This window comes from Amycolatopsis sp. NPDC005232, from assembly GCF_040607795.1.
Taxonomy (GTDB): domain Bacteria; phylum Actinomycetota; class Actinomycetes; order Mycobacteriales; family Pseudonocardiaceae; genus Amycolatopsis.
In genome coordinates this window covers 163,556-188,392 of sequence record NZ_JBEXHL010000015.1, presented here as the reverse complement: position 1 = coordinate 188,392, position 24,837 = coordinate 163,556, and the positions used below count along the sequence as shown (strand labels likewise).

Here is a 24,837-nt window from a genome sequence, read left to right as displayed (position 1 = left end):
AGTCAAAGTGACGCGTCACCTGCCGCGGATGACCCGCCGGAGCCCCGCTCGCCGGCACCGGGCGGGCACTGGGGCCGGCCCGAGGAAGGCATCCGGGAGACGCGCGACCCCTGGTGGCTGTCCACTTCGGACGCGATGGAGACCGAGCTCGGAAAGGGTCGGTGCACTGGCCTGCGCCGAGGGCTCAGGGTGTGAAGACGATCCGCTCGCCGGGGTCGGACGGTGCCGTCCAGGTGCTCTCGACGTCGGCGAGCGGGACGGCTTTCGCGGCGGTGGTGAAGGTGCCGGCGGCGAGCTCGTCGAGCAGCGACGGCAGTTCGGCGACGATGCCGGCGGTGGTCAGCGAACCCTGACCGCTGCCCATGATCCGCAGGTTCGCCGCGCGCAGCAGGGCCGAGGGCAGCGTGACGTCGGCGCCGGCGGGGGAGCCGATCTGCACCCAGGCCAGTGGTTTGCTGCGCTCGGCGCGGTGGGTGACGAGCGCCCGCATCGCCAGCTCGGCCGGGGCGCCCCAGGTGTAGTCGAGCACGACCTCGACGTCCGCGGCGAGCTTGTCCGCGTCTGCTGTCGCAACGACATAGGTCGCACCGAGCGCGGTGAGCAGCTCCAGCCGCCGTGGATCCCGCCCGACCGCGATGACCTCGCCGGCCCCGAGGTGCCGCGCGACCTCCACCGCCAGCCGCCCGGCGTTGCCCGTCGCGCCGAGTACCAGCACGCTCTGCCCCGGCTCGAACTCGACCCGCCGCCGCAACGCCACCCACGACGACATCGCCGGGTTCATCGCGGCCGCGACCACCACCGCGTCGGCTCCGGCGGGCAGCTCCACCGCGCGCCGCGGATCGACCACCGCGCGCTCGGCCATCGTCCCGGGCACGTCGTCGCCGGCGACGAAGTACACGCGCCGCCCGTCGGGTAGCCGGCCGACCCCGTCGACACCCGGGACCATCGGCAGGCGCCCGTCACTGGTGTAGTGCGTGCCGCCTGCGCCGGACCGCACGCGCGGGTGCAGGCCGGCCGCGAGCACCTCCGCGAGCAGGTGCCCGCCGTCGGCTTCGGGAGTCTCGAACTCTTCGTAGTGGGGCGGCCGTTCGAACGACCGCACGACAGCTGCGTACACGGCGGTTCTCCTTCGGTTTAGTACGTGACACAAACCAAATTAGTTTGTGCCACGTACTACGTCAAGTACGCTGTAGCCCATGGAGCAACCACCGGACCTGGGCATCGTCGACGGCCTGGCGCAGCTGTCCTTCCTGGTCCAGGGCGAGCTCGCCCACGTCGCCGCCGAGCACGGCCTGTCGCTCGCGCAGCTGCGCCTGCTCGGCATCCTGCGCGACCGCACGCCGGGCATGCAGGAGCTCGCGCGGCACCTCGAGCTCGACAAGTCGAGCACCACGGGCCTCGTCACCCGCGCCGAACGCCGCGGTCTGGTCCAGCGCACCCCGGCCCCGCACGACGGCCGCGGTGTGCTCGTGTCGCTCACTCCCGAGGGGCACGCCCTGGCGCGCGAGGGTGAGGCGGAGGTGGGGCGCCGGCTGGTGGCGTTGACCGCAGGACTTACCGAGGTGCAACGTTCCCGATTGGCTCAGCTGGCCAGTTTCGTGGTCGCCGCGGCGGGATAGCGCGCGTCGCGGGAACTGACTTGCCGGCGGTTTCCGCTGGACCGCCACGGCGAGCCTGCCTGGATGGGCGACGCAGTGCCGCGAGCGGCTGCCGGCGCGCGGGAATGCGCTTGGCTCGGGCCTCGACGTCCGGAGGCGCTGCCGAGGCGGCGGCGGGCCGCGACAAGTCGGCCGGTGATCCTCAGGCGCCGATGCCCTCGAGCACCGTCGCCACCACGTCGTCGACCGACGGTGCCGGGGTCGGGCCCGCGCTGGGGACCAGGGCGGAGAACACCGTCTCGTGACACGCGCCGACGAGCAGGGCCGCGGCGGCGTCGAGGTGGGCGGCGGGGGAGAGCCGGCCCAGGTCGCGTTCCGCGTGGAGGTAGGTCAGGAGGCGGTCGCGCCATTCGGTGCCCGTGGGAGTGAGGGACGCGAAGCGCGTGAGCACCGCCTGGTGGGCGAGCAGGCCGGCGAACGTGGGCAGGATGGCGCGGTGCAGGGCGAGCCCGTAGGCGAGGTGTGCGCGCAGATTGGCCTCGACCGCGCCTTCTCCGGGAGTCGGCAGGTCGCCCAGCTCGCGTTCGGCGTCGCGGACGTGGGCGCGCAGCGCGTGCGCCAGGAGTTCTTCCTTGTCGGCGAAGTGGTTGTACAACACGCCGTCCGCGACGCCGGCTCGGCGGGCGATCGCGCGGACCGTCAGATTCGCCGCGCCTTCCTCGGCCATGAGCGCGCCGGCCGTCGCGATGAGGTGCTCGCGCAGGCTGCGGTCCCCGTCGCGCAGGGCGGCTGCTGTTCTCGGTGACATCGCCGCCATCGTATTCACCGGCCGGCGGTGACGAGCCACGCCGCGCCCCGCAGCCGCACGGCGCCGGGTTCGGCGAACGGGCGCAAGGCCTCCACGAGGGCAGATTCGGCGCCCCGCGCGTGGTGCCGGACCGGGCCCCAACCGGCGATGAACTCCGCCGCGTCGGCCACGTCGCGGCCCCAGACCTGATCGGCCTCGACTCGCGTGCACGTGATGTCGCGGAACCCCGCCTCCGCCAGTATCGAGCGCGTGTGCGCGGGATCGGCGAGCGACGTCGGCCCGCTGCCCGAAGGCAGTGGCGCCAGTGCGCCGAACACGGTCCCGAGGTCGGTTCCTGCCAGCTCGGTCAGGCACACGAACGCGAGCCGCCCGCCCGGCCGAAGCGCATGGCGCACCCCGGTGAACGCCGCCACCGGATCCGCGTAGAACATCACCCCGAACCGGCTCAACGCGACGTCGAACGATCTCTCGGCGAACGGATGAACCTGCACGTCACCCTGCTCGAACACCACGTTCGCCGCACTCCGGGCCCGCGCCGTCGCCAGCATCGGCCCGGACAGGTCGACGCCCAGCACCCGGCCGGACCCGGACCGCGCCGCCGCGAGCCGCGTCAGCTGCCCTGTGCCGCACCCGAGGTCGACCACGTCGTCGCCCGGACCGACCGCGGCCAGCAGAAACGGGTTGAACCCGCTGTTCACCGCGTCGTAGCGATCGGCGTGCTCCGCCCAGTGCCCACCCTCGTAGCCGTTCCACGCCTCAGCCTGCGCCGTGTTGACGATCCCGGTCATGAGCTCCTCCTCGAGCGTAGTGAACACACGTTCATGAACAGATGTTCATAATGACTCGCGGGGCCGGATACTGTCAACTGGTCCGATGTGGACGGTCATGAGCCCGTCAGCGATTCGTAAGGCTCCGCCACCTCGGCCTCCGAGCTGATCTTGGTTACCGTTCGGCCGGACATTCGATCGCGACGAAAGGGGAGCCCGTGGTTTCTCGGGTCACACTGGGACGACGCATCGAGGCCGTGGGCGGGCTCGTCGTGCGCTACGGGCTCGTGCTGGTCGTCGCGTGGATCGCGGTGCTCAAGCTGACGGCGTCGGAAGCCACGCGCATCCAGCAGTACGTCTCGCACAGTCCGTTCCTGAGCTGGACGAACCACGTTCTGGACCCGCAAGCCCTCGCGATCGTCCTCGGCGCGGTCGAGTTCGCCGCGGCCGTTCTCATCGCCGCCGGCCCGTGGGCGCCCCGGGTGTCCGTTGTGGGCAGTGTGCTCGGGATCCTGATCTTCCTGACCACGCTCAGCTTTTTCCTCACCACCCCCGGTGTCGACGACGCGGCCGCGGGCGGCTTCCCCGCGCTGTCGCCGGTCGGCCAGTTCCTGCTCAAGGACGTGGTTCTGCTCGGCGCGTCGATCTGGACCCTGGGCCGGTCGCTGAACCGCGAAGGGTCCTAAGTGGACAAGTAGTTCCGCCCCTTCCAGCCGGCACCACGGCCGGCGAAGTGCCGGCGCGCCGAGTCGAGCGTCATCACCGTGTACAGCAACGCCGTCACCGGCAGCAGCGCGCCGAGCACCGGCCACTGCCGGTAGTAGCGCGCGATGGGCACGAACGTCGCCGCCATCAGCACCCACGCCGCCAGCGCCGGCCACGACGGGCCGGTGAACGTCAGTACGGGGGGAGCGAGGAACACCAGAGCCAGGCCGACCACGGTGCCCGCCAGCACGAGCGGTGAGTGCCGCAACTGCGTGTACGCCGTGCGCGCCACCATCTGCCACAGATCGGAAAGCCGCGGGTACGGCCGGACACTGCGGACGTTCGTCGCGAACCCCAGCCACGTCCGCCCACCCGCCGCGGACACCGCGCGGGCCAGGGCGACGTCGTCGATCACGGCGCCGCGGACGGCCGCGAGACCACCGGCGCGTTCGAGGGCGCCGCGGCGGACAAGCACGCAGCCGCCGGCGGCCGCGGCCACCCGCGAGCGCGGGTTGTTCACGCGCCGGAACGGGTAGAGCATCGCGAAGAAGTACACGAACGCCGGCACGATCAGCCGTTCCCACGGCGTTTCGGTCCGCAGCACGGCCATCTGCGACACGAGGTCACGCTCACCGCACGCCGCCACGAGGGTTTCGAGCGAACCCGGGCCGTGCTCGATGTCCGCGTCGGTCAGCAGCACGAACTCCGCCGTGCCCGCCTCGGCGACGCCACGCGCGGCCGCCCACAGCTTGCCCGTCCAGCCCGCCGGCAACGGATCCGGCGTCACCACGGTCAGCGGCAGCGCGTCCGGCGCGCCCCCGAGCCGCCGGGCGAGGTCGCCGGTGCCGTCGCCGCTGTCGTCGTCGACGAGGATCACGCGTGCCCTGCCCGGATACCGTTGCGCGAGCAGGGCGGGCAACGTCGTCGGGAGCACGGCCGCCTCGTCACGCGCGGGCACCACGACCGCAACCGACGGCCACTCGACCGGCCGCGCCGACGGCGGCAACCGCTGGTCCGTTCGCCAGAACCAGCCGTGGCCGAAGGCGAGTCCCAGCCACACCACGAGCGTGAGCCACCCGAGCACCGTCAGCACTTCGCGGATCCTAGCGCCGCGATCAGGTCCTGGCTCGACGACAGCATCGGCCATGACCCATCGGACGACTGACCTTTCTTCTGCGGGAAACTCAACCCCGAGTGAACGGCGTCAACCAGGCACGAACACAGATTTGCCGGGAAGACAGGGAACGGACAGCCCTGTGCACCTCCCCCGAGTAGGTCTAGACATCCGATGGATCACGCACCTAGTGTGCTGGGCGATCCACCAGCTCGTCGCCGGCCGCCACCGGGGCACGCGGCCGCGCGGACCCGTCAGGAGGAGCACGTGCCGATCTCGACGCGCCGGAACGCAGTTCTGGCCGCACTGTTTTCCCTCGCCGTGGCCGGATCCACGGCCACGCCCGGTGCCGCCGCACCGCCGGACCGCGGCTGCACCGGACCGATCAAGACCGCGGCGATCATGACCGTCCAGCCGTGCGACGGCATGGACCGCGTTCTCGCCAAGGCCGCCGCCGTCGTGCCACGGCCCGGCCAGCTCGCCTGGCAGCAGCGGCCCGTCACCGCGTTCACGCACTTCGGCATGAACACCTTCACCGACCGCGAATGGGGTTCGGGCGCCGAGAAGGAGTCGACGTTCGCGCCACCGGCCGTGGACACCGACCAGTGGATGCGCTCGCTCAAGGCCGCCGGCGTCACGCAGGTGATGCTCACCGCCAAGCACCACGACGGTTTCGTGCTCTACCCGACCCGCTACACCGACCACTCCGTCGTCGCCAGCCCGTGGTGGCTCGGCGCGGGCTGCACCGACCCGAAGGCCGACGCCGCCCGCCAAACCGCGCAGGCCACGCGCTCGCAGGACCCGTCCGCCTTCTGGCAGGCGCGCGACGCGGGCTGCACCAACCCGCGCGGCGACATCCTGCGTGACTACGTGGATTCCGCGCGCAAGGCCGGCCTCAAGGTCGGCGTCTACCTCTCGCCCGCCGACGGCGCCGAGCTGCCCGCGACCTTCTTCGCCGACGAGGTCAAGCGGATCGAGGCGAAGGTCGCCGCCGGTCAGTCGCTGTCCATCGAGGAACAGGCCACCTACGACGACCGCGCGAGCGCCCCGCAGGGCCAGGGCCGCTACGGCACCGGCAGCGCCGTGACCGAACGGACCATCCCCACGCTGGTGGCGCACGACGACCGAGCCGCCGCGCTGGCCGCCGGGAAGCTGCCGCGCTTCAGCGTGAACGAGGACGACTACAACACCTACTACCTCAACCAGCTCTACGAACTGTTCACCCAGTACGGCCCGATCGACGAGCTGTGGCTCGACGGCGCCAACCCGTGGCGCGACCGCGGCGTCAGCGAGAACTACGACTTCACGACCTGGTTCTCGATGATCCACGCGCTCTCGCCGAACACCGTCACGTTCGCCGGTCCGGCCGGCGTGCGCTGGGTCGGCAACGAGGCCGGCCAGGCGCGGACCACGGAGTGGAGCCCGCTGCCGACGACCGGCGACCCGAACACCGCGCACAACGAGGAGCTGTTCCTCGGCGGCGCGACGGCCACCGACCTCGGCTCGCGCCAGGTGCTGGCCGACCCGTCCGTGCGCTTCCTGCAGTGGGCGCCGGCTGAATCCGACGTCTCGATCCGCCCCGGCTGGTTCTTCCACGCGGGCGAGCAGCCGAAAACCGCCGCGCAACTCGTCGACATCTACCGGCGCACGGTCGGGCGCAACTCCTCGCTGCTGCTGAACGTGCCACCCGGCCCGGACGGCGAGTTCGCCCCCGCGGACGTCGCGGCTTTGGCCGCCTTCGGCCGATCCGTCGCCGCTACGCAGGTGAACCAGGCCCACGCGCGGCCCGGCGACAAGGCCGTCGCCGCGGTCACCGACGGTTCGCTGACCACGTCGTGGACCCCACCGCACGGTGCGCTCGCGGGCACACTCGACGTGCCGCTCGCCCGGCCCGCGACGTTCGACCAGATCAGCCTGGGCGAGGACATCAGCCGCGGCCAGCACGTGGAGGGCGCGACCGTGCAGGCCGAGGTCAACGGCGCGTGGCAGACGCTCGGCACCGTCACCACCATCGGCTACACCCGCCTGGTCACGCTCTCCGCACCCGTGACGACCAGCCACCTGCGCGTGGTGATCACCCAGGCGCGGGCCACTCCGTACCTCTCGACCTTCGCCCTGTACCGCACCGTGGCGCCGGCCGCCTGACCCGAGGGATCCCTTCATGACTTCACGAAAGCGCCACCTGGCCGCCGTGCTCGCGGCCGGGGTTTCGCTCGCCGCACTCGTCACGCAGCCGGCCACGGCCGCGCCCGGCCACCACCAGCCACTGCCTGTCGTCACGCCCACGCCGCAGTCGTTCGCCCGCGACTCGGCCGACCTCGCCGTGCCCGACGAGGTCGTGCTCGTCACCGACGGCACCACCGACGCCGCCGCGAAAGACCTCGTCACCTCGCTGTTCCGGCAGCACGGCGCGCGCAAGGTCACCGCGGTCACCCGGGAACCCCGTCAGGGCCACGCGCTGGTCGTCCGCCTCGGCGCCGGCGCCACCGCACCGGCCCAGGCCGAGGGTTACTCGCTCACCACCACGCGCGGCGAGATCGTGATCGCCGGGCGCGACGGCTCGGGCCAGTACTACGGCGCGCAGACGTTGCGGCAGCTGTTCGTCCGGTCCGGTCACGGCTGGGCCGTCAGCGGCGTGGCCGTGCGCGACTGGCCGAACATGGCGTTGCGCGGGTCGATCGAGGGCTTCTACGGCCCGCCGTGGAGCACCGCCGACCGGCTGCGGCAGATCGCGTTCCTCGGCGAGGTCAAGGCCAACACCTACGTCTACAGTGCCAAGGACGACGCCTACCTGCGCGCGCAGTGGCGCGATCCGTACCCCGCCGACGAGCTGGCCACGCTCGGGCAGCTGGTGAAGTCGGCGACCGCGCACCATGTCGACTTCACCTACGCGCTCTCGCCCGGCGTGTCGATCTGCTTCTCCTCGCCCGACGATCTCGCCGCGGTGAAGGCGAAGCTGCAGTCGGTGTACGACCTCGGCGTGCGGTCGTTCTCGATCCCGTTCGACGACATCTCCTACACCAAGTGGAACTGCGCGGCCGACCAGACGGCGTTCGGCACGCCAGGCCAGGCCGCGGCGGGCAAGGCCCAGGTGTCGCTGCTCAACGCGATCACGAGTGGCTTCGTCGAGACCCACGACGGTGCCCGTCCACTGCAGACGGTGCCCACCGAGTACAGCGACCTCAAGGACTCGCCGTACAAGACCGAGCTGCGCGAGAACCTCGACCCGTCGGTGGTCGTGCAGTGGACCGGCACGGACGTGGTGCCGCCGAGCGTGACCACCGACGAAGCGCGGCAGGTGTCCACTGTGTACGGCCGTAAGGTGTTCCTCTGGGACAACTACCCCGTGAACGACTACGAGCAGTCCGCCGGCCGGCTGCTGCTCGCGCCCTACGCCCAGCGTGAGGCCGGGCTTTCGCAGTACCTCAACGGGATCGTCGCCAACCCGATGAACCAGGAGGCGGCCAGCGAGGTCGCCGAGTTCGGTGCCACGGACTTCGCGTGGAACGACGCGGGGTACTCGCCGGAGCGCTCGTGGCCGCAAGCGCTTGCGCGGCTCGCGGGCGGCGACGCCCGGGCCACGGCCGCGTTGCAGGTGTTCGCCGATCTCGAGCACCTGGCCCCGACGTTCGGCCCGACGCCGTGGCAGCCGCAGGCCCCGGTGCTGGCGGCGAAGACGAAGGCGTTCTGGCAGCGGTGGAACGCGGGTGACCACCGGGTGACCGACCTGCGGGCGTACGCGGTGCAGATCCGCGATGCCGCGAAGGTCATCCGCGGCGGCCGGGTGGAGAGCGCGTTCGTCGACGAGGCTTCACCGTGGCTCGATGCGACGGCTCTGTGGGGTGGCGCGATGGTCGACCAGCTCGACGCCCTCGCTGCGGCCGGGCGTGGTGACACCAAGGCGGCGCAGCGGCTCACCGCGTCCGCCGACGATCTCGTCACCCGGGCCCAGGCCGTGAAGACGGGCGACACCAACCGGTGGGGGGTGCGGCAGGCACTCGTCGGCGACGGTGTCCTCGACGCGTTCATCACCCAGGCCCGGGCCGCGACGCTCGGCTGACCCCGAAGGACGGAGAGCTTCGTGAATGCAGTGAGCAGGAGGAGTTTCCTCGGCGGGGTCGCCGGGCTGGCCGCGGCGAGCACGGTGTTCGCCGGGCCCGCCGACGCGGCGGGCCGTGGGGGACTGACCGTGTCCGGCGAGCAGTTCCTGTTGGACGGCAAGCCGTTCCAGATCATCTCGGGTGCCGTGCACTATTTCCGCATCCACCCCGACCAGTGGCGCGACCGGCTGGAGCGGCTGCGGGCGCTCGGCCTGAACACGGTCGAGACGTACGTGGCGTGGAACTTCCACCAGCCGAAGCCGGGCCCACCGGACTTCAGCGGCCGGCGTGACCTGCCGAAGTTCATCCGCACCGCCGGCGAGGTGGGGCTGCGGGTGATCGTGCGGCCGAGCCCGTACATCTGCGCGGAATGGGAGTTCGGCGGCCTGCCCGCGTGGCTGCTCGCCGACCGTGACCTCGAACTGCGGTGCGCCGATCCGAAGTACCTCAAGGCCGTGGACGCCTGGTACGACCATCTCGTGCCGCGCCTGGCCGTGCTGGAGGCGCACCGCGGCGGGCCGGTGATCGCAGTGCAGATCGAGAACGAATACGGCAGTTACGGCAACGACACCTCGTACCTGGCGCACCTGCGCGACAGCCTGCGTTCGCGGGGGTGCACGAGCCTGCTGTTCGCGGCCGACGGCGCGTCCGACTTCTTCATGCGCTTCGGCTCGCTGCCGGGCACGCTCGAAGTCGGCACGGGCGACGGCAATCCGGTGCCGAGTCTCGATGCGCTGAAGAAGTTCCAGCCCGGCAAGCCGGTGATGATGGCGGAGTTCTGGGACGGCTGGTTCGACCACTGGGGCGAGCAGCACAACACGCGCGACCCCCAGCAGATGGCGGGCTACATCGACACGGTGCTCGCCTCCGGCGCGTCGGTGAACCTGTACATGGCATGCGGCGGCACGAACTTCGGCTTCACGAGCGGGGCCAACACCTCCGGCACGACCTACCAGCCCACCGTCACGAGCTACGACTACGACTCGCCGGTGGGAGAGGCGGGCGACCTCGGCGCGAAGTTCACCGCGCTGCGGGCCGTGATCGGCAAGTACACGAAGCTGCCCGACGGGCCGATCCCCGGCCGTTCACCGCGGCTGGCGCCGCAGACGGTGAAGCCGGACGCGACGGCGTCGCTGCTGGCGTCGCTGCCCGCGTTGTCGAAGGTGGTTCGCTCGCCGCAGCCGTTGCCGATGGAGAAGCTCGGCCAGGCCACCGGGCTCATCCACTACCGGACGAAGGTGCAGGGCCCGCACAACGGCACCCTGAGCATCCACGGCCTCGCCGACCGCGCGCTGGTCTTCGCCGGGGGCAAGCAGGTCGGCGTCCTCGACCGCAACACCCCCGACGCCACGGTGGACCTCGTGTTCGAGGAGGCGGAGAACCAGCTCGACATCCTCGTGGACACGATGGGCCGGATCAACTACGGCCCCTACCTCGCCGACCGCAAGGGCATCGACGGGTGGGTCGCCATGAACACCCAGCAGAAGCTCTTCGGCTGGGAGATCCGGCCGTTGCCGCTCGACGATCTGTCCACAGTGCACTTCACGCCGGGTGCTCCGGGCGTGGGCCCAGCCTTTCACCGGGCCGCGGTGAGGATCGGGGCGCCCGCCGACGGGTTCGTCGCGCTACCGGGCTGGGAAAAGGGCATCGTCTGGCTCAACGGCTTCAACCTGGGCCGCTACTGGAGCCGCGGTCCACAACGGACTCTCTACGCCCCGGCGCCGCTGTGGCGCAGCGGGCGCAACGAGCTCGTCGTGCTGGAGCTGCACCAGCCGGGGGAGACGCTCGAGATCCGCGCGGAGGCCGATCTGGGGTGAGACGCAGGTCACATTTGCCGGTGTCACAACTTCGCGCGCCCACCCGTCAAGAGTGCGTAACCAGTGGAGAAGGGCGAAGGAGCAGACCAGTGGAAGCACGACTCAACCTCTTCGAGAACGCGGTCGCCGGCAAGTTCATGAAGTACCTCAACGCGGCGAACAAGCCGATCTCGGACTCGGGCCTTCCCGCCGCGACGCAGGAGCTCGTGAAGCTGCGCGCCAGCCAGATCAACGGCTGCGGCTTCTGCACCGACATGCACTACAAGGAAGCCGTGGCCGCGGGCGAAGAGCCCACGCGCCTCAACCTCGTCGCGGCCTGGCGCGAAGCCACGGTCTTCACCGACGCCGAGCGCGCGGCCCTCGAGCTCGCCGAAGAGGGCACCCGCATCGCGGACGCCGCGGGCGGTGTCAGCGACGAGGTCTGGCAGCAGGCCGCGAAGCACTACGACGAGGACCAGCTCACCGGCCTCACCATGCTCATCGCGCTCATCAACACCTACAACCGCATGAACGTCATCACCCAGCAGCCGGCGGGCCACTACGAGGTGGGCATGTTCGGCTGACCCCGGGTCGCCACCGCTCCCACCGCTACGACGCCCCAGGCACCGGACCTCCGGAGCCTGGGGCGTTGTGCTGTCCGGGGCCGGATCTCTCGCGGTTGCCCCCATGTTCGGTTCAGGCGAACCCTCCCGCCCTGTCGCCGTCCACCATCCGGGCCACTGAGTCTCCTGCCACCCTCACTTGTCAGGGCGGCCGCCCGTCCCGCACCCTCCCACCTGCACGGATTCCACGGGAAACGGCTCGCGCTGCGCTCACCAGGCGCCGCGCACCGTGATCCCCAACGAAATCGTCCCCACAATCTTCTACGAGATTGTTAACAATCGTGTATGGTCCCGGTCTGCCGGAGCGCGCGGGCTCCGAGCCGGGTCGCCGAGGATCCGGTGCTGCGCCGAACCCCCGGTTCACAGGAGGTCACATGGACATCATCGACTCGCACACGCACGTCATCTCCCCGGACGCGGGTCAGTACCCGGTCGACCCCATCGGCGGGAAGCAGAGCGAGTGGTCGAAGGCGCACCCGGTGGACATCGACGGCCTCGTGCGGGCCCTCGACGCGGCGGGCATCGCGCAGGCAGTGGTCGTGCAGGCGTCCACGGTGTACGGCCACGACAACCGCTACGTCGCCGAAGCGCTGCGCCGCCACCCCGACCGCTTCGCGGGCGTCTACTCGATCGACGCGATGGCTCCCGACGCCGTCGAGAAGATCGACCACTGGCAGGGCCTCGGCCTCTCGGGCTTCCGCCTGTTCACCACCGGCACGACCATGCCCGGCCAGGCCGACTGGCTCGGCCACGAGGACTCGTTCCCCGCCTGGGCCCACGCCGAGAAGCACGACATCCCGGTGTGCCTGCAGATGACGATCCAGGGTCTGCCGAAGCTGCGCGAGATCCTCGACCGTTTCCCGCGCGTGCGCGTGCTGCTCGACCACTGCGCGCGCCCCGACCTGTCCGACGGGCGCCCGTACCGCCTGGCCAAGGACCTGTTCGACCTGGCCGCCTACCCCGGTGTGCACCTCAAGCTCACCCACCGCGCGCTGGCCGCGTCGGCGAAGGGCGCGTCCACGACCGAGGGCTTCCTCACCGACCTGGTCGCGGCCTACGGCGCCGCCCGCATCGCGTGGGGCTCCAACTTCCCCGCGGCCGACGGCGTGCTGCCCGACCTGCTGGCCGAGGCCCGCGAGACGGTCTCCGTGCTGCCCGAAGCCGACCTCGACCAGATCTTCGGCGGGACCGCCGCCGCCTTCTACCCGTCGCTGAAGGGTGCGAGCCGTGCCTGAACCCACGATCCTGCGGACCGTCCTCGCGGACTACCCGCACACCAAGCCGCTCAAGAACGGCGAGGTCACCAGCCCGTCGGTCGAGCTCGACTTCACCGCGGTGTCGCCGGTGCACAAGGCGTTCGCCCCGATGGTGCGCGACGAGGCCTACGACCTGAGCGAGCTGGCCATCGTCACGGCGCTGCAGGCGATCGCGTACGGCCGCCCCGTGGTGCTGCTGCCGGCCGTGGTCGCGTCGCGGTTCCAGCGCGGCTGCCTCATCGCCCACGCGTCGCGCCCGGTGGACCCGGCCGAGCTCAAGGGCAAGCGCATCGGCGTGCGCGCCTTCACCCAGACCACGGGCATGTGGGTCCGCGCGCACCTCACCGAGGACTTCGGCCTCGCCTCGCGCGACATCCACTGGCTCACCCGCGACGGCGCCCACGTCGCGGAGTACGAAGACCCGGACTTCGTCGAGCACGGCGTCGGCGAAGCGAGCCTGCCCGACCTCCTGCGTGAAGGCCGCATCGACGCCACCATCCTCGGCAACGACCTGCCCGAGGGCGACGAGTTCGTGCGGGTGATCCCCGACGCCGCCGCGCGCGACGAGCAGTGGTGGCGCGAGCACGGCTTCATGCCGATCAACCACATGGTCGTCGCGGGGGAGTCCGTGAGCCGCCGCGACCCCGGTGCGGTCCGCGAGGCGTACGAGCTGCTGCGCCGCGCCGACGCGACCGTCGAGCGGCCCGACGGCGCGCCGGTCCCCACGGTGTTCGGCTTCGAGCGGCTGAGCGGGCCGATCGAGCTGATCGTCGACGCGTGTCTTGAACAAGGCCTGCTCCCACGCCGCCTCGACGCCGACGAGGTGTTCGCGCCGGCGCGCCGGATCCTCGGCTAGCCGCCAGCTTTCCCCACCGGAGATTCAACGGAGAAACCGGAAGACGATGAGCGAAACCACGTCCACGGGCGCCCCCGGGCAGACCCGCAAGCGCAAGCCGTTCTACCAGGACCTGACCTTCCAGGTCCTCGCCGGCGTCGTCGCCGGCGTGCTCGTGGGCGCGCTCGCGCCCGCGGTCGGCCACCACGTCGACTTCCTCGGCGACATCTTCATCCACCTCATCCAGATGGTCGTCGGCCTGATCATCTTCTGCACGGTCACGCACGGCATCGCCAGCGTGCGCGACCTCGGCAAGGTCGGCCGCATCGCGGTGAAGTCCATTGTGTACTTCGAGGTGATCACCACGATCGCACTGGTGATCGGCCTCGTGGTGGTCAACGTGCTGAAGCCCGGCGTCGGCATGAACATCGACCCGTCGTCGCTGCACGCGCCGGCTTCGGCGGCGCCGGCCAAGTCGGAGGGCTTCGACGACTTCCTCGTGAGCCTCGTGCCCACGTCGGCCGTCGACGCGTTCGCCAAGGGTGAGATCCTGCAGGTCCTGGTGTTCTCGGTCCTGTTCGCCTGCGGTCTCGCCGCGCTGGGCGAGAAGGCACAGCCGGTGCTGAACATCGTCGGCACCGTGCAGCAGTCGCTGTTCTGGATCATCAAGAAGGTCATGCGGCTCGCGCCGTTCGCCGCGTTCGGGGCCATCGCGTTCACGGTTTCCAAGTACGGGCTGAGCACGCTGTTGCCGTTGGGCAAGCTGGTCGGGGTGTTCTACCTGATCGTGGTGCTGTTCTTCGTGCTCGTGCTCTGGCCGGTGTCACACTACGCCGGGGTCAGCCTGTGGAAGGTGCTGCGGTACTTCCGCGCGGAGCTGGTGCTGGTGCTCGGCACGAGCTCGTCGGAAAGCGTTTTTCCACAGCTCACGGCGAAGCTCGAAAAGCTGGGCGTGGACGAGCCGGTGGTGGGGCTCGTGCTGCCCACCGCCTACAGCTTCAACCACGACGGCACGTGCCTGTACTTCGCCGCGGTGAGCGTGTTCCTGGCGCAGGCCACCGGCACGGACCTGAGCTGGCAGGCGCAGCTGGGCCTGCTGTTCGTGCTGCTGCTGACGTCCAAGGGCGGCGCGGGCGTGTCGGGTTCGGCCATCGCGGTGCTGGCGCTGACGTTGGCGGCCACGCACACGATCCCGGTCAGCAGCATCGCGCTGGTGCTGGGTGTCCACAGTGTCCTGTCGGCCGCGTTCGTGTTCACCAACATCGCGGGCAACTGTGTGGCCACACTCGTCGTGGGCAAGTGGGAGAAGGCGATCGACCGCGTGACACTCCATCGGGAGCTCGACGCCGGTTACGTCGCGGCGTGACGAATCCGGGGCGGGGCCTGCGCGCAGTGCCCCGCCCCGGATTCAGCCGTCGAACGAACCGTGGCGGCCCGCGCCGCGGGCGAAGCGGGTGGCGCCGGCGACGGTGTCGCTCGACAGGGAGACCAGACCGTGGCTGAACTCGTTGGCCATGGCGGATCCTTCGGTGGCGCCGTGTTGTTCGAGCACCGATGCGCGGTCTTCGCGCAGGCAGGTCTGCGGGAACGCGGCGAGGCTGTTCGCGAGCTCGACCGCCGCGTCGAGTGCCTGCCCGGCGGGGACGACGCGGTTGGCCAGGCCGATCCGCAACGCTTCGTCGGCCTCGACCGGGCGCCCGGTGAGGATGAGGTCCAGCGCGTGGCTCTGGCCGATCAGGCGTGGCAGGCGCACGGTGCCGCCGTCGATGAGCGGCACGCCCCAGCGCCGGCAGAACACGCCGAACACAGCGGTTTCGTCGGCCACGCGCAGGTCGCACCAGATCGCCAGCTCCAGCCCGCCCGCCACCGCGTGGCCGCTGACCGCGGCGATGACCGGTTTGGTCAGGCGCAGCCGCGTCGGTCCCATCGGCCCGTCTCCCGAGGGTTCGGTGCGGTTGCCCCGGCCCTCGCTGACGGCTTTGAGGTCGGCGCCCGCGCAGAAAGTGCCGCCGGCGCCCTGCAACACGGCGACGGAGGCGTCCTCGTCGGCGTCGAACGCGCGGAAAGCGTCGGCGAGCGCTTCGGCCGTGGCGCGGTCGACGGCGTTGCGCCGTTCGGGCCGGTCGATCGTCACGATCGTGACGGGGCCGCGCTTCTCGACCAGGACGTTCATCGGTCCTCCCACAGGGGATCACGCAGGGCGCGGCGCAGGATCTTGCCCACCGCCGACTTCGGGATCACATCGACCACGTGCACGCTCTTGGGCACCTTGTACCCGGCGAGCCGGCCGCGCACGTGCTTGCGCAAGTCCTCCTCGGACACTGTGGCTCCGGGGCGCAGAGAGACGAATGCCGTCACGGCCTCGACCCACGTCGGATCGGGCGCACCGACCACGGCGGACTCGGCCACGGCCGGGTGCGCGGCCAGCGCGTCCTCGACCTCACGGGGGTAGACGTTGTAGCCGCCGGTCACGATCATGTCGCTCGCGCGGTCGACCAGGTAGAGGTAGCCGCGCTCGTCGGCACGGGCGAGGTCGCGAGTGCGGATCCAGCCGTCCACGAGCGTCTCCGCGGTGAGCTCGGGCGCGTCGAGGTACCCGCTCATCGTGAACGGCGCGCGCACGCGGATCTCGCCGATCTCCCCGCGTGGCACGGGATTCCCGTGGGGATCGGTCAGCAGGAGCTCCGCGTCGACGGCCGGGTGACCGCACGAGCCGAGCAGGTCGCTGCGCAGGTGGTCGGCCTTGTCGAGCGCCGTCTGGCACAACGGAGCCTCGGTTTGGCCGTAGTACTGTACGAACTTCGGCCCGAAGCGGTCCAGCGCTTCCTGGATCAGCGGCTTCGGCATGGGGCTGGCGCCGTAGACGATGGTGTCGAGTGTGGCCGCCGAGTCCATAGTGGACCCGGCGAGCAGCAGGCCGAGCATCGTCGGCACGAGGTTGATGTCGGTGACGCGGTGCCGGGTGATCGAGTCCGGATAGGACTCGGGGTCGAAGCCCGGCAGCACGACCGCGCGGCCGCCGCGGATCCAGTACGGCAGCACGAAAGTCCCGCTGGCGTGGATGAGCGACGCGGCGTGCAGCATCGCCGAGTCGCGGCCGGGGGAGAGGATGTTGGCGGTGATCGCGGCGTAGCCGACCTGGGTGTGCTGCGCGGCCTTGAGCGTGCCGGTGGTGCCGGACGTGTAGAGGGCGAGCATGACGTCGTCCGGAGCGAGGGGGACGCGCGGGTCGGCCGCCGGAACGCGGTCCAGTTCGGCGACGAGGTCGAGGTCCTGGGCGCGTTGCCGGTCACCGAGTCCCGCCAGTCTCAGGCCGCCGAGGGCTTCGGCGAGTGTCGCGGCCCGTTCGGCCAGAGGCTTGCTGTACACGAGCAGGGCCACGCCGGATTCGGCGAGCATCCGGGTCTGCTCGGCCACGGCGAGGCGGGCGTTGAGCGGCACCCTGGTCACGCCGGCCTTGAGACACGCGAAGTCGAGCGGGATGGACCACTCGCCGTTGTCGACCAGCAGCCCCACTCTCGTGCCGCGGCCGGCGCCCGCGGCGAGCAGGGCGTTGGCGAGGCGGCTGGCGCGCTCGTCGACTTCGGCGAAGGAGAACTCCCGGTCGCCGACGACCACGGCCGTGCGATCCGCGAAGCGCCGGGCACCCCGGCGCACCAACTCCACAGCGAGCATGTCCGGAGGTTTTCACAGTCCGTCTGGACTGTCAACGAGAACGGTAGGCTGCCCGGGTGACCCGCAGCGAACAACGAGCGCGCACCCACCAGACCCTGCTGGACGCCACCGTCGGATGCCTGGTGGAGTTCGGTTACGCCGGCACGACGACGCAGCGCGTGCAGGAGCGGGCGGGGGTGTCGCGGGGTGCGCTGCTGCACCACTTCGGGTCGAAGGCGGACCTGTTCGTCGCGGCGATCCACTACATCGCCGAGCAGCAGCTGGCGCAGGTGCGCCTCGCGGGCGCGGATTCGCGGCGGCAGCTGGTGACGGCGTTGCGGGAGGCGATGTCGGGGCCGTTGTTCCTGGCGGGGCTGGAACTCTGGCTCGGCGCGCGGACCGACCCGGCGTTGCGGGCGGCGTTGCTGCCCGCGGAACGCGAGCTGGGGCGGGAGCTGCGCAAGGCGTTCGAGTCCACAGGAGACGATCGGGTCGGCTACGAATCGCTGCTGATGGTGTTGCGGGGCCTCGCGCTCACCAGCATCCTTCGCGACGACACCACGGTCGCCGACGCCGTCGTGGACCGGTGGTTCGACCGCCTGGGCTGAGTTTCAGCGTGACCGCAGGTGGTCCCGCATCGTGCGGGCGACCCGGGCCATCAGGATCTCCGCCTCGGGCTGGATCGCCGCCGGCACCCGCGACTCGGTGAGCGCGGCGACCGCGAACACCTGCCCGTCGGCGTGCTCGGCCACGCCGACCTCGTGCCGCAGGTTCAGCAGCGTGCCGGTCTTGGCCGACCACTTCGTCGAGTCGGACGCGAAATCCGGCGTGAGCCGCTGGCGCAGCAGGTTGTGGGCCATGAGGTCCCGCGTGCGCGCCGCCACCTCGGTGTCTACTTTGGACGGCCGCCACAACGCCTCCAGCAGCGCGACGTATGCCCGCGCCGAACCGGCACTGGCCCGGCTGACGTCCAGCTGCGACACCGGGTGGCCCCGCCCGGCCGTGCCCGCGCGAATGGCCAGCGCGTGCGCGAGGTGCACCTCGCCCGGCTCGAACCGTTCCGCGGGGGTGTCGGCCAGCTCCGCCGTCGGGTGCCGCACGGAGACGCCGTCGATGCCCCACTCGCGCAGCATCCGCGTGACCTCGGCCGGCGGCGTGAGCTCGAACAACGCGTCGGCCGCGGTGCCGTCGCTGACCGCCACGCTGAGGTAGAGCAGATCGTCGATCGCCACGTGCGCCGGGTGGCGGAAGCGCGCCAGCCCGGCCGGCCCGGCCGTGGTGACCCGCCCGGGCTCGACCTCCAGCTGTGTCGCGCCGTCGAGCTCACCTCGCCGGATGCGCTCCAACGTCGCCGCGGCGAGCGGCACCTTGACCAGCGAGGCGCTGGGGAACTCCAGGTCCGCGTCGAGGCCGAGCTCCTGGCCGGTGTTGAGGTCGCGGACGAGGAACGAACCGCGCAGGCCGCCGTCGTCGAGGTCCTCGCGGAGGTCACGGAGCAGGGATTCGGTGTTCACACGTTCTCCTGGTCGGGGGCGCCGAGGCAGCGGGCGATGCCGGGGCGCAGGCGGGTGCGCAGGTGGTGGGCGTCTTCGCCGAGGGCGGCGGCGACGTCGAAGCCGCGGGCGAGGGGGCCGTCGCCCAGGGGGCGCCAGCCCAGGCCGAGCTCGGTGGCCTGCGTGGGGGAGCACAGGAGCAGGTCGGCGGAACCGTAGACGGCGGCCGCGGCGGCCGTCAGGGAATCGGCGACCGAGACCTGTGCGGGTCGCAGTCCCACGGCGTCGCGGACGCGGAACACGCGGTCGCGGATGTGGGGCACGTCGTCCTCGGGCTGGATCCACACGCGGCGGCGCTCGGCATTCGTGGCGCGCCCGGCGCGCAGCGTCTCGAGGTGGACCACGGGTGGCAGCTTCTGACGGTCCGTGGCGGCGACGCCGAGCGGCACCGTCCACACGGATTCGGTCTCGGGCACGGCGACGAGGGCGGCGCGCACCTCCTGCGTGCGCACGAGCTCGGCGCGCTCGCCGGGCGGCGCCGGGCGGAACTCGAGGAAGATGCCGAGCGCGCGGGCCTCGGCGTCGAGCTCGGCGAGGTCGCGGGTCGGGCAGGTGCCGGGCACGGCGAGACGCAGGGGACGCAGTTTGGCGCGCTTGGCGTCGTGCTCCATGGCGTCGGCCAGGTGGACGAGGCGCCGCGCGGACGGCAGCATGTCGCGGCCGAAGGGCGTTAGCTGGGCCCGCCGCGTCGCGCGGTCGAAGAGGCGCTCGCCGAGGTGGCGTTCGAGCGCGGCGATCCGGCGGCTCGCCACGGGCTGGGGGATGCCGGCCACCGCCGCCCCGGCCGTGAAGCTCCCGGTTTCGCTCACACCGACGAACGCGCGGCAGCTTCCGATCAGGTCCACGACCACACTGTATGCCCATCGCGCATGGAAGTGGCCACTTCTGTCTTGGACAGCATGAGCGGCCTTGGTGAGACTGCGGATGTCGATCACTTCCAAAGGGGGAATCCGGTGTTCAGCAAGTCTGCGGTGGCGGTGGCGGCAGTGGCTGTGGTGGCGTTGGCGGGATGTGGCGCGCCGCCGGCCTCGCAGGCTCTGCCGCCCGCCGCACCGCCCGCCACCTCCGCTTCGCCGACGGTCTCGAACCACGACTTCGAAGACCTCGAGCGGTCTTTCGGCGCCCGGCTCGGCGTGTACGTCGTGGATACCGGCTCGGGCCACGAAGTCGCCTACCGCGCCGACGAGCGCTTCGCCTACGCGTCGACGCACAAGGTGTTCAGTGCCGCGGCCGTGCTGCAGAAGGTGGGGATGGCGGGGCTCGACCGCGTGATCAAGTACGGCCCGGCAGACGTCGTCGCGGACTCGCCGATCACCCAGAAACACGCGGGCGCCGGCATGACGCTGAGCGCGATCATGGACGCCGCCCTGCGCTACAGCGACAACACCGGCGGCAACATGCTCTTCCGCGAGCTCGGCGGGCCGGCCGCGCTGAGCACGTGGCTGCGCTCGATCGGCGACACCACCACCCACGTCGACCGCATCGAACCCACGCTCAACGAAACCGCCCCCGGCGACCTGCGCGACACGACCACCCCGCGCGCCTGGGCCCGGTCGCTGCGCACGGTGGTCCTCGGCGACACCCTGTCCGCGCCCCTGCGCACCGTTCTGACGAACACCATGCGCGCCAGCACCACCGGCACCCACCTCGTCCGTGCGGGCGTCCCCGCCGGCTGGCAGGTCGCCGACAAATCCGGCACCGCCGACCACGGCACCCGCAACGACATCGCGATCGCCTGGCCTCCGGGCCGCGCGCCGATCGTGTTCGTGGTGTTCTCCGACCGCCCCGCCGCCGACGCCCCCACGGACGACGCCCTCGTCGCCCGCGCCGCGGCGGCCGCGGTGAAGGCGCTGGGATGAGACGTTCTCCTGGGGGAGTCATGCGGCTTTGCCTGTCCACTTCGGACCACGCGGGCCGGCGGCGCGACGTCGGCTACCGCGTGATCACCCGTCTGCTCGCCTTCGTGTTGTGGCCACTGGCCTCCCTGGTGGCTCCGGGCCTCGGGCGATCCGTCGCCTGCTCCTGGGCGCTCAGGGTCCGCTTCCCGTCCGAGGACCTCACCGGCCTGTCGACCGGCACCCACGCGGCTTTCGTCGCGGCCCGCACCAAGGCCCTCTGGCGCCACGGCACCCTCCTCGGCCTCACCTCCGGCCACCGCGACGCCGGTACCCAGGACCGCCTCTTCACCGCGGAGGTCCGCCGCACCGGCTCGGTGGCCCGGGCCCGCAGGCGCGCCCTGCCCCCGGCGAACTCCCGCCACGTCACCGGCACCGCCCTCGACATCCGCCCCCGCGACGGCGCCCACTGGCTCGAACTCCACGGCGCGGCCCACCACTTGTACCGCGTCTACGACAACGAATGGTGGCACTTCGAATACCACCCCGAAGGCCGCCCACGCCGAGTCCCGCACCCAGGGTTTTCCTTGGCGGAAGCGGAAACATGAGAGGAACTCCCGTGGCGGACCGACGTCGCATGACCAGGCGGACCCTTCTCGCCGGAGTGCTCGCGGCACCGATCGCCGGGTGCGTGAACCCGGTCCCACCACCGAGCCCCGCACCACCACCGAAAACGACAACAACCCCACCATCAACCGCGCCGCTCGAAGCGCTCGAACGCAAGTACAGCGCCCGCCTGGGTATCCACGCACTCGCCACCGGCAGTGGAGCCACCTTGGACTACCGGGCAGACGAGAGATTCGCCTTCTGCTCCACCTTCAAGACCTTCGCGGTCGCCGCCGTGCTGCAAAATCACCCACTGTCCTACCTGGACACACAAATCCACTACACCCAAGCCGACGTCAACTCCGTCTCTCCGATCACCCAGGAGCACGCCGGCACCGGGATGAGCGTGCGGCAGCTGTGCGACGCCGCGATCCGGTACAGCGACGGGACGGCCGGCAACCTGCTCATGCGCGACGCCGGCGGGCCGGCCGGGCTCACCGCGTACCTGCGTGGCCTGGGTGACGCCACCAGCCGCATGGACCAGTACGAGCCCGACCTCAACCGCGATCCCCTCGACGACCCGCGTGACACCACCACCCCGCGGGCGCTGGCCGCCGACCATCGAACGATCGTGCTCGGCAACGCGCTCCCCGCCACCAAGCGCGCGCTCGTCGAGGACTGGCTGATCCGCAGCACCACGGGCGCGCAGGCCATCCGCGCGGGCGTGCCCGCCGAATGGCGCGTGATCGGCAAAACCGGTCACGGCGACTACGGCCGGGTCAACGACGTCGCCGTCCTCAGGCCACCGGGCGCAGCCCCACTGGTCTTCGCGATCATGTCGGACCGCACGGCCTACGACGACGAACCCCGGTACGCCCTGATCGCCGAAGCCGCGAAGTACGTCGCCTCTACGCTGCGCTGACTCAGCTCCAGCGCGAGCGGAAGTCGTCGAGCACCCGGCGTTCCCGTTTCGTCGGACGGCCCGCGCCGCGCTCGCGGTGCGCCACCGGGATCGCGGCCTCCGGGGGCGGCTTCGGTGTGCGGTCGATGATGCACTTCGCGGCTTCGGGCGCGCCGACGCGTTTCTGGATGACCTGGACGACCTCGACGACGCGGGTGGTCTGGCCGATGCGGGCGCGGACCTCGTCGCCGGGGACCACGGTGGTGGCGGGTTTGGCCGGGCGGTCGTTCACGCGCACGTGCCCGCCCCGGCACGCGGCGGCCGCGTCCGAGCGCGTTTTCGCCAGCCGTACGGCCCACAGCCAGCGGTCCACCCTGGTCGACTCCACGGGTCCATCATGCCCCAGTCGCGGGTCAGCCGCGGCGCATAGGCCGCGCCGCCGACGTGCCCAGCACGCGCCCGACCACCCAGGCCAGCGCGTCGGCCGTGCGGGCGGGCGTGTCGGACGGCTGCATCACGTGGCTGAGCACGGTGCGCACCACGAGGTCGATCACCACGGTGATCTGCTCGTCGTCCAGCGGCGGCCCGTACGTGCGCACGCGCTCGACCAGCATCGTCTTCGCCTCGGTGAGCAGCGAGCTCGCACGCGTGGTGAGCAGGGGCAGCAGTTCCGTGTCCGTGCCGTGGGTCGCCGACGCGATGGCGCGCAGCAGCGTGTTGTCGTCGGCGAGGTCGAGCACGGCGCGGATGGCCTCGTAGATCGCCTCGACCAGGTCGTCGGGGTGCCGGTCGAACGCGGTGCGCACCACGGCGAGGAAGCGGGCCAGCTCGTGGGAGATCATCACCTCGGCCAGCGCGGCCTTGGAGCCGATCTCGTTGTACACGGTCTGGCGGCTCACGCCCGCGGCCTCGGCCAGCCGCGCCATGGTGACCGCCGACCAGCCCTCGCTCGCGGTCAGCTCGATGGCCGCGGTGACGATCGGCTGCCGGTGCTGGCCGCCCTCGGGCGGTGCGGCCCGGAGTGCCCCGCTCATGATCGTCATCCTAGGCCGCCTCCCGTGTGGTCCCGGCGAGCTGGAGAACGCATCCTCAGTCCCGCACCTTCAGCGCGAGCACCGGGCACGCGTCGGCCGCGGCCGTCACGTCCAGGCGGTGCTGCTCGGCAGGGCTCTCCTCCAGAAGCACGACCGTGCCGTCGTCACCGACCTCGAAGAAGTCCGGCGCCATCGCCTCGCACATGCCGAACCCCGCGCACAGCTCGCGGTTCGCCTCGATCCGCATCACGCACCCACCCTTCCTGGAGCCACGAAATCGACCTTCTCGCGCACGCCGCAGTCGGGGCAGCACCACGAGTCCGGGATCGCCGACCACGGCGTGCCGGCCGGAAAACCCTCGCGCGGATCGCCGCGCTGTTCGTCGTAGACGTAGCCGCACCCGGGGCACATCCCGCCCTCGGCCGCGTCGCCGCGGGTGTCGACGGTGATCGGCTGCTCGGCCGTCACGCGGGTGCCGTACCGGGCCAGGACCTTGCCGCGTTTGCGCGGCCGGATGTTGGCGCGGGAGATGTCGCCGTCGAAGTGGGCCAGCACGCGCGGGTCCATCACCCGCCGCCACAGCGGCGGCACCAGCGCCAGCACGATCATCCCGGCGTACCCGGTGGGCAGTACCGGCGATTCGGCGAAGTCCCGCAGCGTTTGGTAGCGGCGCGTGGGGTTGGCGTGGTGGTCGCTGTGGCGCTGCAGGTGGTAGAGCAGCACGTTGGTCGCGATGTTGTTGGAGTTCCAGCTGTGGCTCGGGTCCACGCGCTCGTGGCGGCGGCGATCCGGCGGGCCCACGCGCCGGCGCAGCATCCCGTAGTGCTCCATGTAGTTCACGACTTCCAGCAGCGAGAAGCCCACCACGGCCTGGATCGCCAGGTACGGCAGGATCCCGACCCCGAGCCACACCAGCATCGCCGCCCACAGCACGGCCGACATCAGCCACGCGTTGAGCACGTCGTTGCCGATCCGGAACGGGTGCTTCGCACGCCGGGCGTAGCGCTTGCGCTCCAGCCGCCACGCCGACTTCAGCGAGCCGCCGACCGTACGCGGCCAGAAGCGGTAGAAGCTCTCGCCGACGCGGCTCGAAGCGGGGTCCTCGGGCGTGGCCACGCGGACGTGGTGGCCGCGGTTGTGCTCGATGTAGAAGTGGCCGTAGAAGCTCTGCGCCAGCGCGATCTTCGACAGCCAGCGCTCGTGGCTCTCCTTCTTGTGCCCCAGCTCGTGGGCGGTGTTGATGCCGATCCCGCCGATGCACCCGATGGACGCGGCCAGCCCGATCTTGTCCACCACGCTGAGGTCGCCGCGCCCGATCAGCCAGAACGCCGCCACGAACCCGACGTACTGGATCGGCAGGAAGAGGTAGGTGATCCAGCGGTAGTAGCGGTCGTTTTCCAGCCGTTCGAGCACGTCGTCGGGCGGGTTGCTGCGGTCGAGCCCCGCGACGAGGTCGATCACGGGCACGATCACGAGGATCACGATCGGCCCGATCCAGAACCACACGCCCCAGCCGGTGGCCGCGTGCAGCCCGATCGCCACGAACGCGAGTGAGGGCACCACGAGCCCGATCAGCCACAGGTACCGCTTGCGGTCCGTCCACGACTCGGTCGAACCGGCGGGCACCGTCCCCGCGACTTCGCTCATCTCGT

25 protein-coding genes are annotated in these 24,837 nt (G+C 71.3%); 13 read left to right on the top strand and 12 right to left on the bottom strand.

Going from position 1 to position 24,837, the window contains the following annotated elements:
• Window positions 1-184: 184 nt before the first annotated feature.
• Entirely contained in the window at window positions 185-1,117 is a 933-nt protein-coding gene (locus ABZU76_RS27745) for a zinc-binding alcohol dehydrogenase family protein (protein WP_354874569.1), read from the bottom strand.
• A 79-nt stretch (window positions 1,118-1,196) separates the two neighbouring features.
• Here ABZU76_RS27745 and ABZU76_RS27740 point away from each other — a divergent pair, with 79 nt between their 5' ends.
• Window positions 1,197-1,619 (top strand): MarR family transcriptional regulator, encoded by a 423-nt coding sequence (locus tag ABZU76_RS27740; RefSeq protein ID WP_354874567.1) that lies wholly within the window; start codon window positions 1,197-1,199, stop codon window positions 1,617-1,619.
• A 181-nt stretch (window positions 1,620-1,800) separates the two neighbouring features.
• Here ABZU76_RS27740 and ABZU76_RS27735 read toward each other — a convergent pair whose 3' ends face one another.
• Both ABZU76_RS27735 and ABZU76_RS27730 read right to left on the bottom strand, forming a co-directional pair.
• Window positions 1,801-2,406, bottom strand: a complete 606-nt coding sequence (locus ABZU76_RS27735) for a TetR/AcrR family transcriptional regulator (protein ID WP_354874565.1) — start codon at window positions 2,404-2,406, stop codon at window positions 1,801-1,803.
• A gap of 14 nt (window positions 2,407-2,420) precedes the next feature.
• Complete coding sequence (locus tag ABZU76_RS27730) at window positions 2,421-3,194, bottom strand: methyltransferase domain-containing protein (RefSeq protein WP_354874563.1); 774 nt, start codon at window positions 3,192-3,194, stop codon at window positions 2,421-2,423.
• 197 nt (window positions 3,195-3,391) lie between these two features.
• Between ABZU76_RS27730 and ABZU76_RS27725 the strand changes: the two genes are divergently transcribed.
• A complete protein-coding gene (locus tag ABZU76_RS27725; RefSeq protein ID WP_354874561.1) occupies window positions 3,392-3,859 on the top strand; it encodes a DUF417 family protein in 468 nt (155 codons plus the stop codon).
• On the opposite strand, the gene ABZU76_RS27720 is transcribed toward ABZU76_RS27725, so the two are convergent.
• The gene (locus tag ABZU76_RS27720) at window positions 3,856-4,971 is read right to left on the bottom strand and encodes a glycosyltransferase (RefSeq protein ID WP_354874559.1); all 1,116 of its coding nucleotides are present in this window, start codon (window positions 4,969-4,971) and stop codon (window positions 3,856-3,858) included. The two genes, ABZU76_RS27725 and ABZU76_RS27720, sit on opposite strands and share 4 nt — an antisense overlap.
• A gap of 288 nt (window positions 4,972-5,259) precedes the next feature.
• On the opposite strand from ABZU76_RS27720, the gene ABZU76_RS27715 reads away from it, so the two are divergent.
• The 7 genes from ABZU76_RS27715 to ABZU76_RS27685 all read left to right on the top strand — a co-directional run bounded on the left by ABZU76_RS27715 (window position 5,260) and on the right by ABZU76_RS27685 (window position 14,968).
• Window positions 5,260-7,137 carry an alpha-L-fucosidase gene (locus ABZU76_RS27715; RefSeq protein WP_354874557.1) on the top strand — a complete coding sequence of 626 codons (1,878 nt, stop codon included), beginning with the start codon at window positions 5,260-5,262 and terminating at the stop codon, window positions 7,135-7,137.
• Window positions 7,138-7,153: 16 nt separating this feature from the next.
• Window positions 7,154-9,052: a beta-N-acetylglucosaminidase domain-containing protein gene (locus ABZU76_RS27710; RefSeq protein WP_354874555.1), complete on the top strand. Its 1,899-nt coding sequence runs from the start codon at window positions 7,154-7,156 to the stop codon at window positions 9,050-9,052.
• A 21-nt stretch (window positions 9,053-9,073) separates the two neighbouring features.
• The gene (locus tag ABZU76_RS27705; protein ID WP_354874553.1) at window positions 9,074-10,909 is read left to right on the top strand and encodes a beta-galactosidase family protein; all 1,836 of its coding nucleotides are present in this window, start codon (window positions 9,074-9,076) and stop codon (window positions 10,907-10,909) included.
• 89 nt (window positions 10,910-10,998) lie between these two features.
• Window positions 10,999-11,472 carry a carboxymuconolactone decarboxylase family protein gene (locus ABZU76_RS27700; protein WP_354874551.1) on the top strand — a complete coding sequence of 158 codons (474 nt, stop codon included), beginning with the start codon at window positions 10,999-11,001 and terminating at the stop codon, window positions 11,470-11,472.
• Between the two features lie 413 nt (window positions 11,473-11,885).
• Window positions 11,886-12,746, top strand: coding sequence for an amidohydrolase family protein (locus ABZU76_RS27695; RefSeq protein WP_354874549.1), 861 nt, complete (start codon window positions 11,886-11,888; stop codon window positions 12,744-12,746).
• A complete protein-coding gene (locus tag ABZU76_RS27690) occupies window positions 12,739-13,623 on the top strand; it encodes a hypothetical protein (RefSeq protein ID WP_354874547.1) in 885 nt (294 codons plus the stop codon). Before ABZU76_RS27695 ends, ABZU76_RS27690 begins: the two co-directional genes overlap by 8 nt.
• A gap of 46 nt (window positions 13,624-13,669) precedes the next feature.
• Window positions 13,670-14,968, top strand: a complete 1,299-nt coding sequence (locus ABZU76_RS27685; RefSeq protein WP_354874545.1) for a cation:dicarboxylase symporter family transporter — start codon at window positions 13,670-13,672, stop codon at window positions 14,966-14,968.
• Between the two features lie 42 nt (window positions 14,969-15,010).
• On the opposite strand, the gene ABZU76_RS27680 is transcribed toward ABZU76_RS27685, so the two are convergent.
• Window positions 15,011-15,775 (bottom strand): crotonase/enoyl-CoA hydratase family protein, encoded by a 765-nt coding sequence (locus ABZU76_RS27680; protein ID WP_354874543.1) that lies wholly within the window; start codon window positions 15,773-15,775, stop codon window positions 15,011-15,013.
• The gene (locus tag ABZU76_RS27675; RefSeq protein WP_354874541.1) at window positions 15,772-17,277 is read right to left on the bottom strand and encodes an AMP-binding protein; all 1,506 of its coding nucleotides are present in this window, start codon (window positions 17,275-17,277) and stop codon (window positions 15,772-15,774) included. The genes ABZU76_RS27680 and ABZU76_RS27675 overlap by 4 nt, the downstream gene beginning before the upstream one ends.
• Before the next feature lie 56 nt (window positions 17,278-17,333).
• Between ABZU76_RS27675 and ABZU76_RS27670 the strand changes: the two genes are divergently transcribed.
• On the top strand, window positions 17,334-17,864 hold the full coding sequence (locus ABZU76_RS27670) for a TetR/AcrR family transcriptional regulator (protein WP_354874539.1): 531 nt from the start codon (window positions 17,334-17,336) through the stop codon (window positions 17,862-17,864).
• A gap of 3 nt (window positions 17,865-17,867) precedes the next feature.
• On the opposite strand, the gene ABZU76_RS27665 is transcribed toward ABZU76_RS27670, so the two are convergent.
• Both ABZU76_RS27665 and ABZU76_RS27660 read right to left on the bottom strand, forming a co-directional pair.
• The gene (locus tag ABZU76_RS27665) at window positions 17,868-18,770 is read right to left on the bottom strand and encodes a serine hydrolase (protein WP_354874537.1); all 903 of its coding nucleotides are present in this window, start codon (window positions 18,768-18,770) and stop codon (window positions 17,868-17,870) included.
• Window positions 18,767-19,660 carry a LysR family transcriptional regulator gene (locus tag ABZU76_RS27660; protein WP_354874535.1) on the bottom strand — a complete coding sequence of 298 codons (894 nt, stop codon included), beginning with the start codon at window positions 19,658-19,660 and terminating at the stop codon, window positions 18,767-18,769. Before ABZU76_RS27660 ends, ABZU76_RS27665 begins: the two co-directional genes overlap by 4 nt.
• 102 nt (window positions 19,661-19,762) lie before the next feature.
• Between ABZU76_RS27660 and bla (ABZU76_RS27655) the strand changes: the two genes are divergently transcribed.
• Genes bla (ABZU76_RS27655) through bla (ABZU76_RS27645) form a run of 3 tightly spaced genes read left to right on the top strand, consistent with a single transcriptional unit; the run spans window position 19,763 to window position 22,172 of the window.
• Window positions 19,763-20,668: a class A beta-lactamase gene (gene bla, locus ABZU76_RS27655; protein WP_354874533.1), complete on the top strand. Its 906-nt coding sequence runs from the start codon at window positions 19,763-19,765 to the stop codon at window positions 20,666-20,668.
• A complete protein-coding gene (locus ABZU76_RS27650; protein WP_354874531.1) occupies window positions 20,665-21,252 on the top strand; it encodes a D-alanyl-D-alanine carboxypeptidase family protein in 588 nt (195 codons plus the stop codon). The genes bla (ABZU76_RS27655) and ABZU76_RS27650 overlap by 4 nt, the downstream gene beginning before the upstream one ends.
• A 29-nt stretch (window positions 21,253-21,281) precedes the next feature.
• Window positions 21,282-22,172 (top strand): class A beta-lactamase, encoded by an 891-nt coding sequence (gene bla, locus ABZU76_RS27645; RefSeq protein ID WP_354874529.1) that lies wholly within the window; start codon window positions 21,282-21,284, stop codon window positions 22,170-22,172.
• A gap of 1 nt (window position 22,173) precedes the next feature.
• Here bla (ABZU76_RS27645) and ABZU76_RS27640 read toward each other — a convergent pair whose 3' ends face one another.
• Genes ABZU76_RS27640 through ABZU76_RS27625 form a run of 4 tightly spaced genes read right to left on the bottom strand, consistent with a single transcriptional unit; the run spans window position 22,174 to window position 24,832 of the window.
• A complete protein-coding gene (locus ABZU76_RS27640) occupies window positions 22,174-22,539 on the bottom strand; it encodes an RNA-binding S4 domain-containing protein (RefSeq protein WP_220239383.1) in 366 nt (121 codons plus the stop codon).
• Between the two features lie 25 nt (window positions 22,540-22,564).
• Entirely contained in the window at window positions 22,565-23,194 is a 630-nt protein-coding gene (locus ABZU76_RS27635) for a TetR family transcriptional regulator (protein ID WP_354874527.1), read from the bottom strand.
• Window positions 23,195-23,240: 46 nt separating this feature from the next.
• Complete coding sequence (locus ABZU76_RS27630) at window positions 23,241-23,432, bottom strand: ferredoxin (RefSeq protein WP_220239385.1); 192 nt, start codon at window positions 23,430-23,432, stop codon at window positions 23,241-23,243.
• A complete protein-coding gene (locus ABZU76_RS27625) occupies window positions 23,432-24,832 on the bottom strand; it encodes a fatty acid desaturase (protein WP_354874525.1) in 1,401 nt (466 codons plus the stop codon). The genes ABZU76_RS27630 and ABZU76_RS27625 overlap by 1 nt, the downstream gene beginning before the upstream one ends.
• Between the last annotated feature and the right edge of the window lie 5 nt (window positions 24,833-24,837).

Excerpts from the sequence above, each read along its gene's own strand:
- ABZU76_RS27740 (WP_354874567.1), top strand. The coding sequence starts at position 1,197 with ATGGAGCAACCACCGGACCTGGGCATCGTCGACGGCCTGGCGCAGCTG.
- ABZU76_RS27735 (WP_354874565.1), bottom strand. The coding sequence starts at position 2,406 with ATGTCACCGAGAACAGCAGCCGCCCTGCGCGACGGGGACCGCAGCCTG.
- ABZU76_RS27730 (WP_354874563.1), bottom strand. The coding sequence starts at position 3,194 with ATGACCGGGATCGTCAACACGGCGCAGGCTGAGGCGTGGAACGGCTAC.
- ABZU76_RS27710 (WP_354874555.1), top strand. The coding sequence starts at position 7,154 with ATGACTTCACGAAAGCGCCACCTGGCCGCCGTGCTCGCGGCCGGGGTT.
- ABZU76_RS27695 (WP_354874549.1), top strand. The coding sequence starts at position 11,886 with ATGGACATCATCGACTCGCACACGCACGTCATCTCCCCGGACGCGGGT.
- ABZU76_RS27685 (WP_354874545.1), top strand. The coding sequence starts at position 13,670 with ATGAGCGAAACCACGTCCACGGGCGCCCCCGGGCAGACCCGCAAGCGC.
- ABZU76_RS27680 (WP_354874543.1), bottom strand. The coding sequence starts at position 15,775 with ATGAACGTCCTGGTCGAGAAGCGCGGCCCCGTCACGATCGTGACGATC.
- ABZU76_RS27675 (WP_354874541.1), bottom strand. The coding sequence starts at position 17,277 with ATGCTCGCTGTGGAGTTGGTGCGCCGGGGTGCCCGGCGCTTCGCGGAT.
- ABZU76_RS27650 (WP_354874531.1), top strand. The coding sequence starts at position 20,665 with ATGAGACGTTCTCCTGGGGGAGTCATGCGGCTTTGCCTGTCCACTTCG.
- bla (WP_354874529.1), top strand. The coding sequence starts at position 21,282 with ATGACCAGGCGGACCCTTCTCGCCGGAGTGCTCGCGGCACCGATCGCC.
- ABZU76_RS27635 (WP_354874527.1), bottom strand. The coding sequence starts at position 23,194 with ATGACGATCATGAGCGGGGCACTCCGGGCCGCACCGCCCGAGGGCGGC.
- ABZU76_RS27630 (WP_220239385.1), bottom strand. The coding sequence starts at position 23,432 with ATGCGGATCGAGGCGAACCGCGAGCTGTGCGCGGGGTTCGGCATGTGC.
- ABZU76_RS27625 (WP_354874525.1), bottom strand. The coding sequence starts at position 24,832 with ATGAGCGAAGTCGCGGGGACGGTGCCCGCCGGTTCGACCGAGTCGTGG.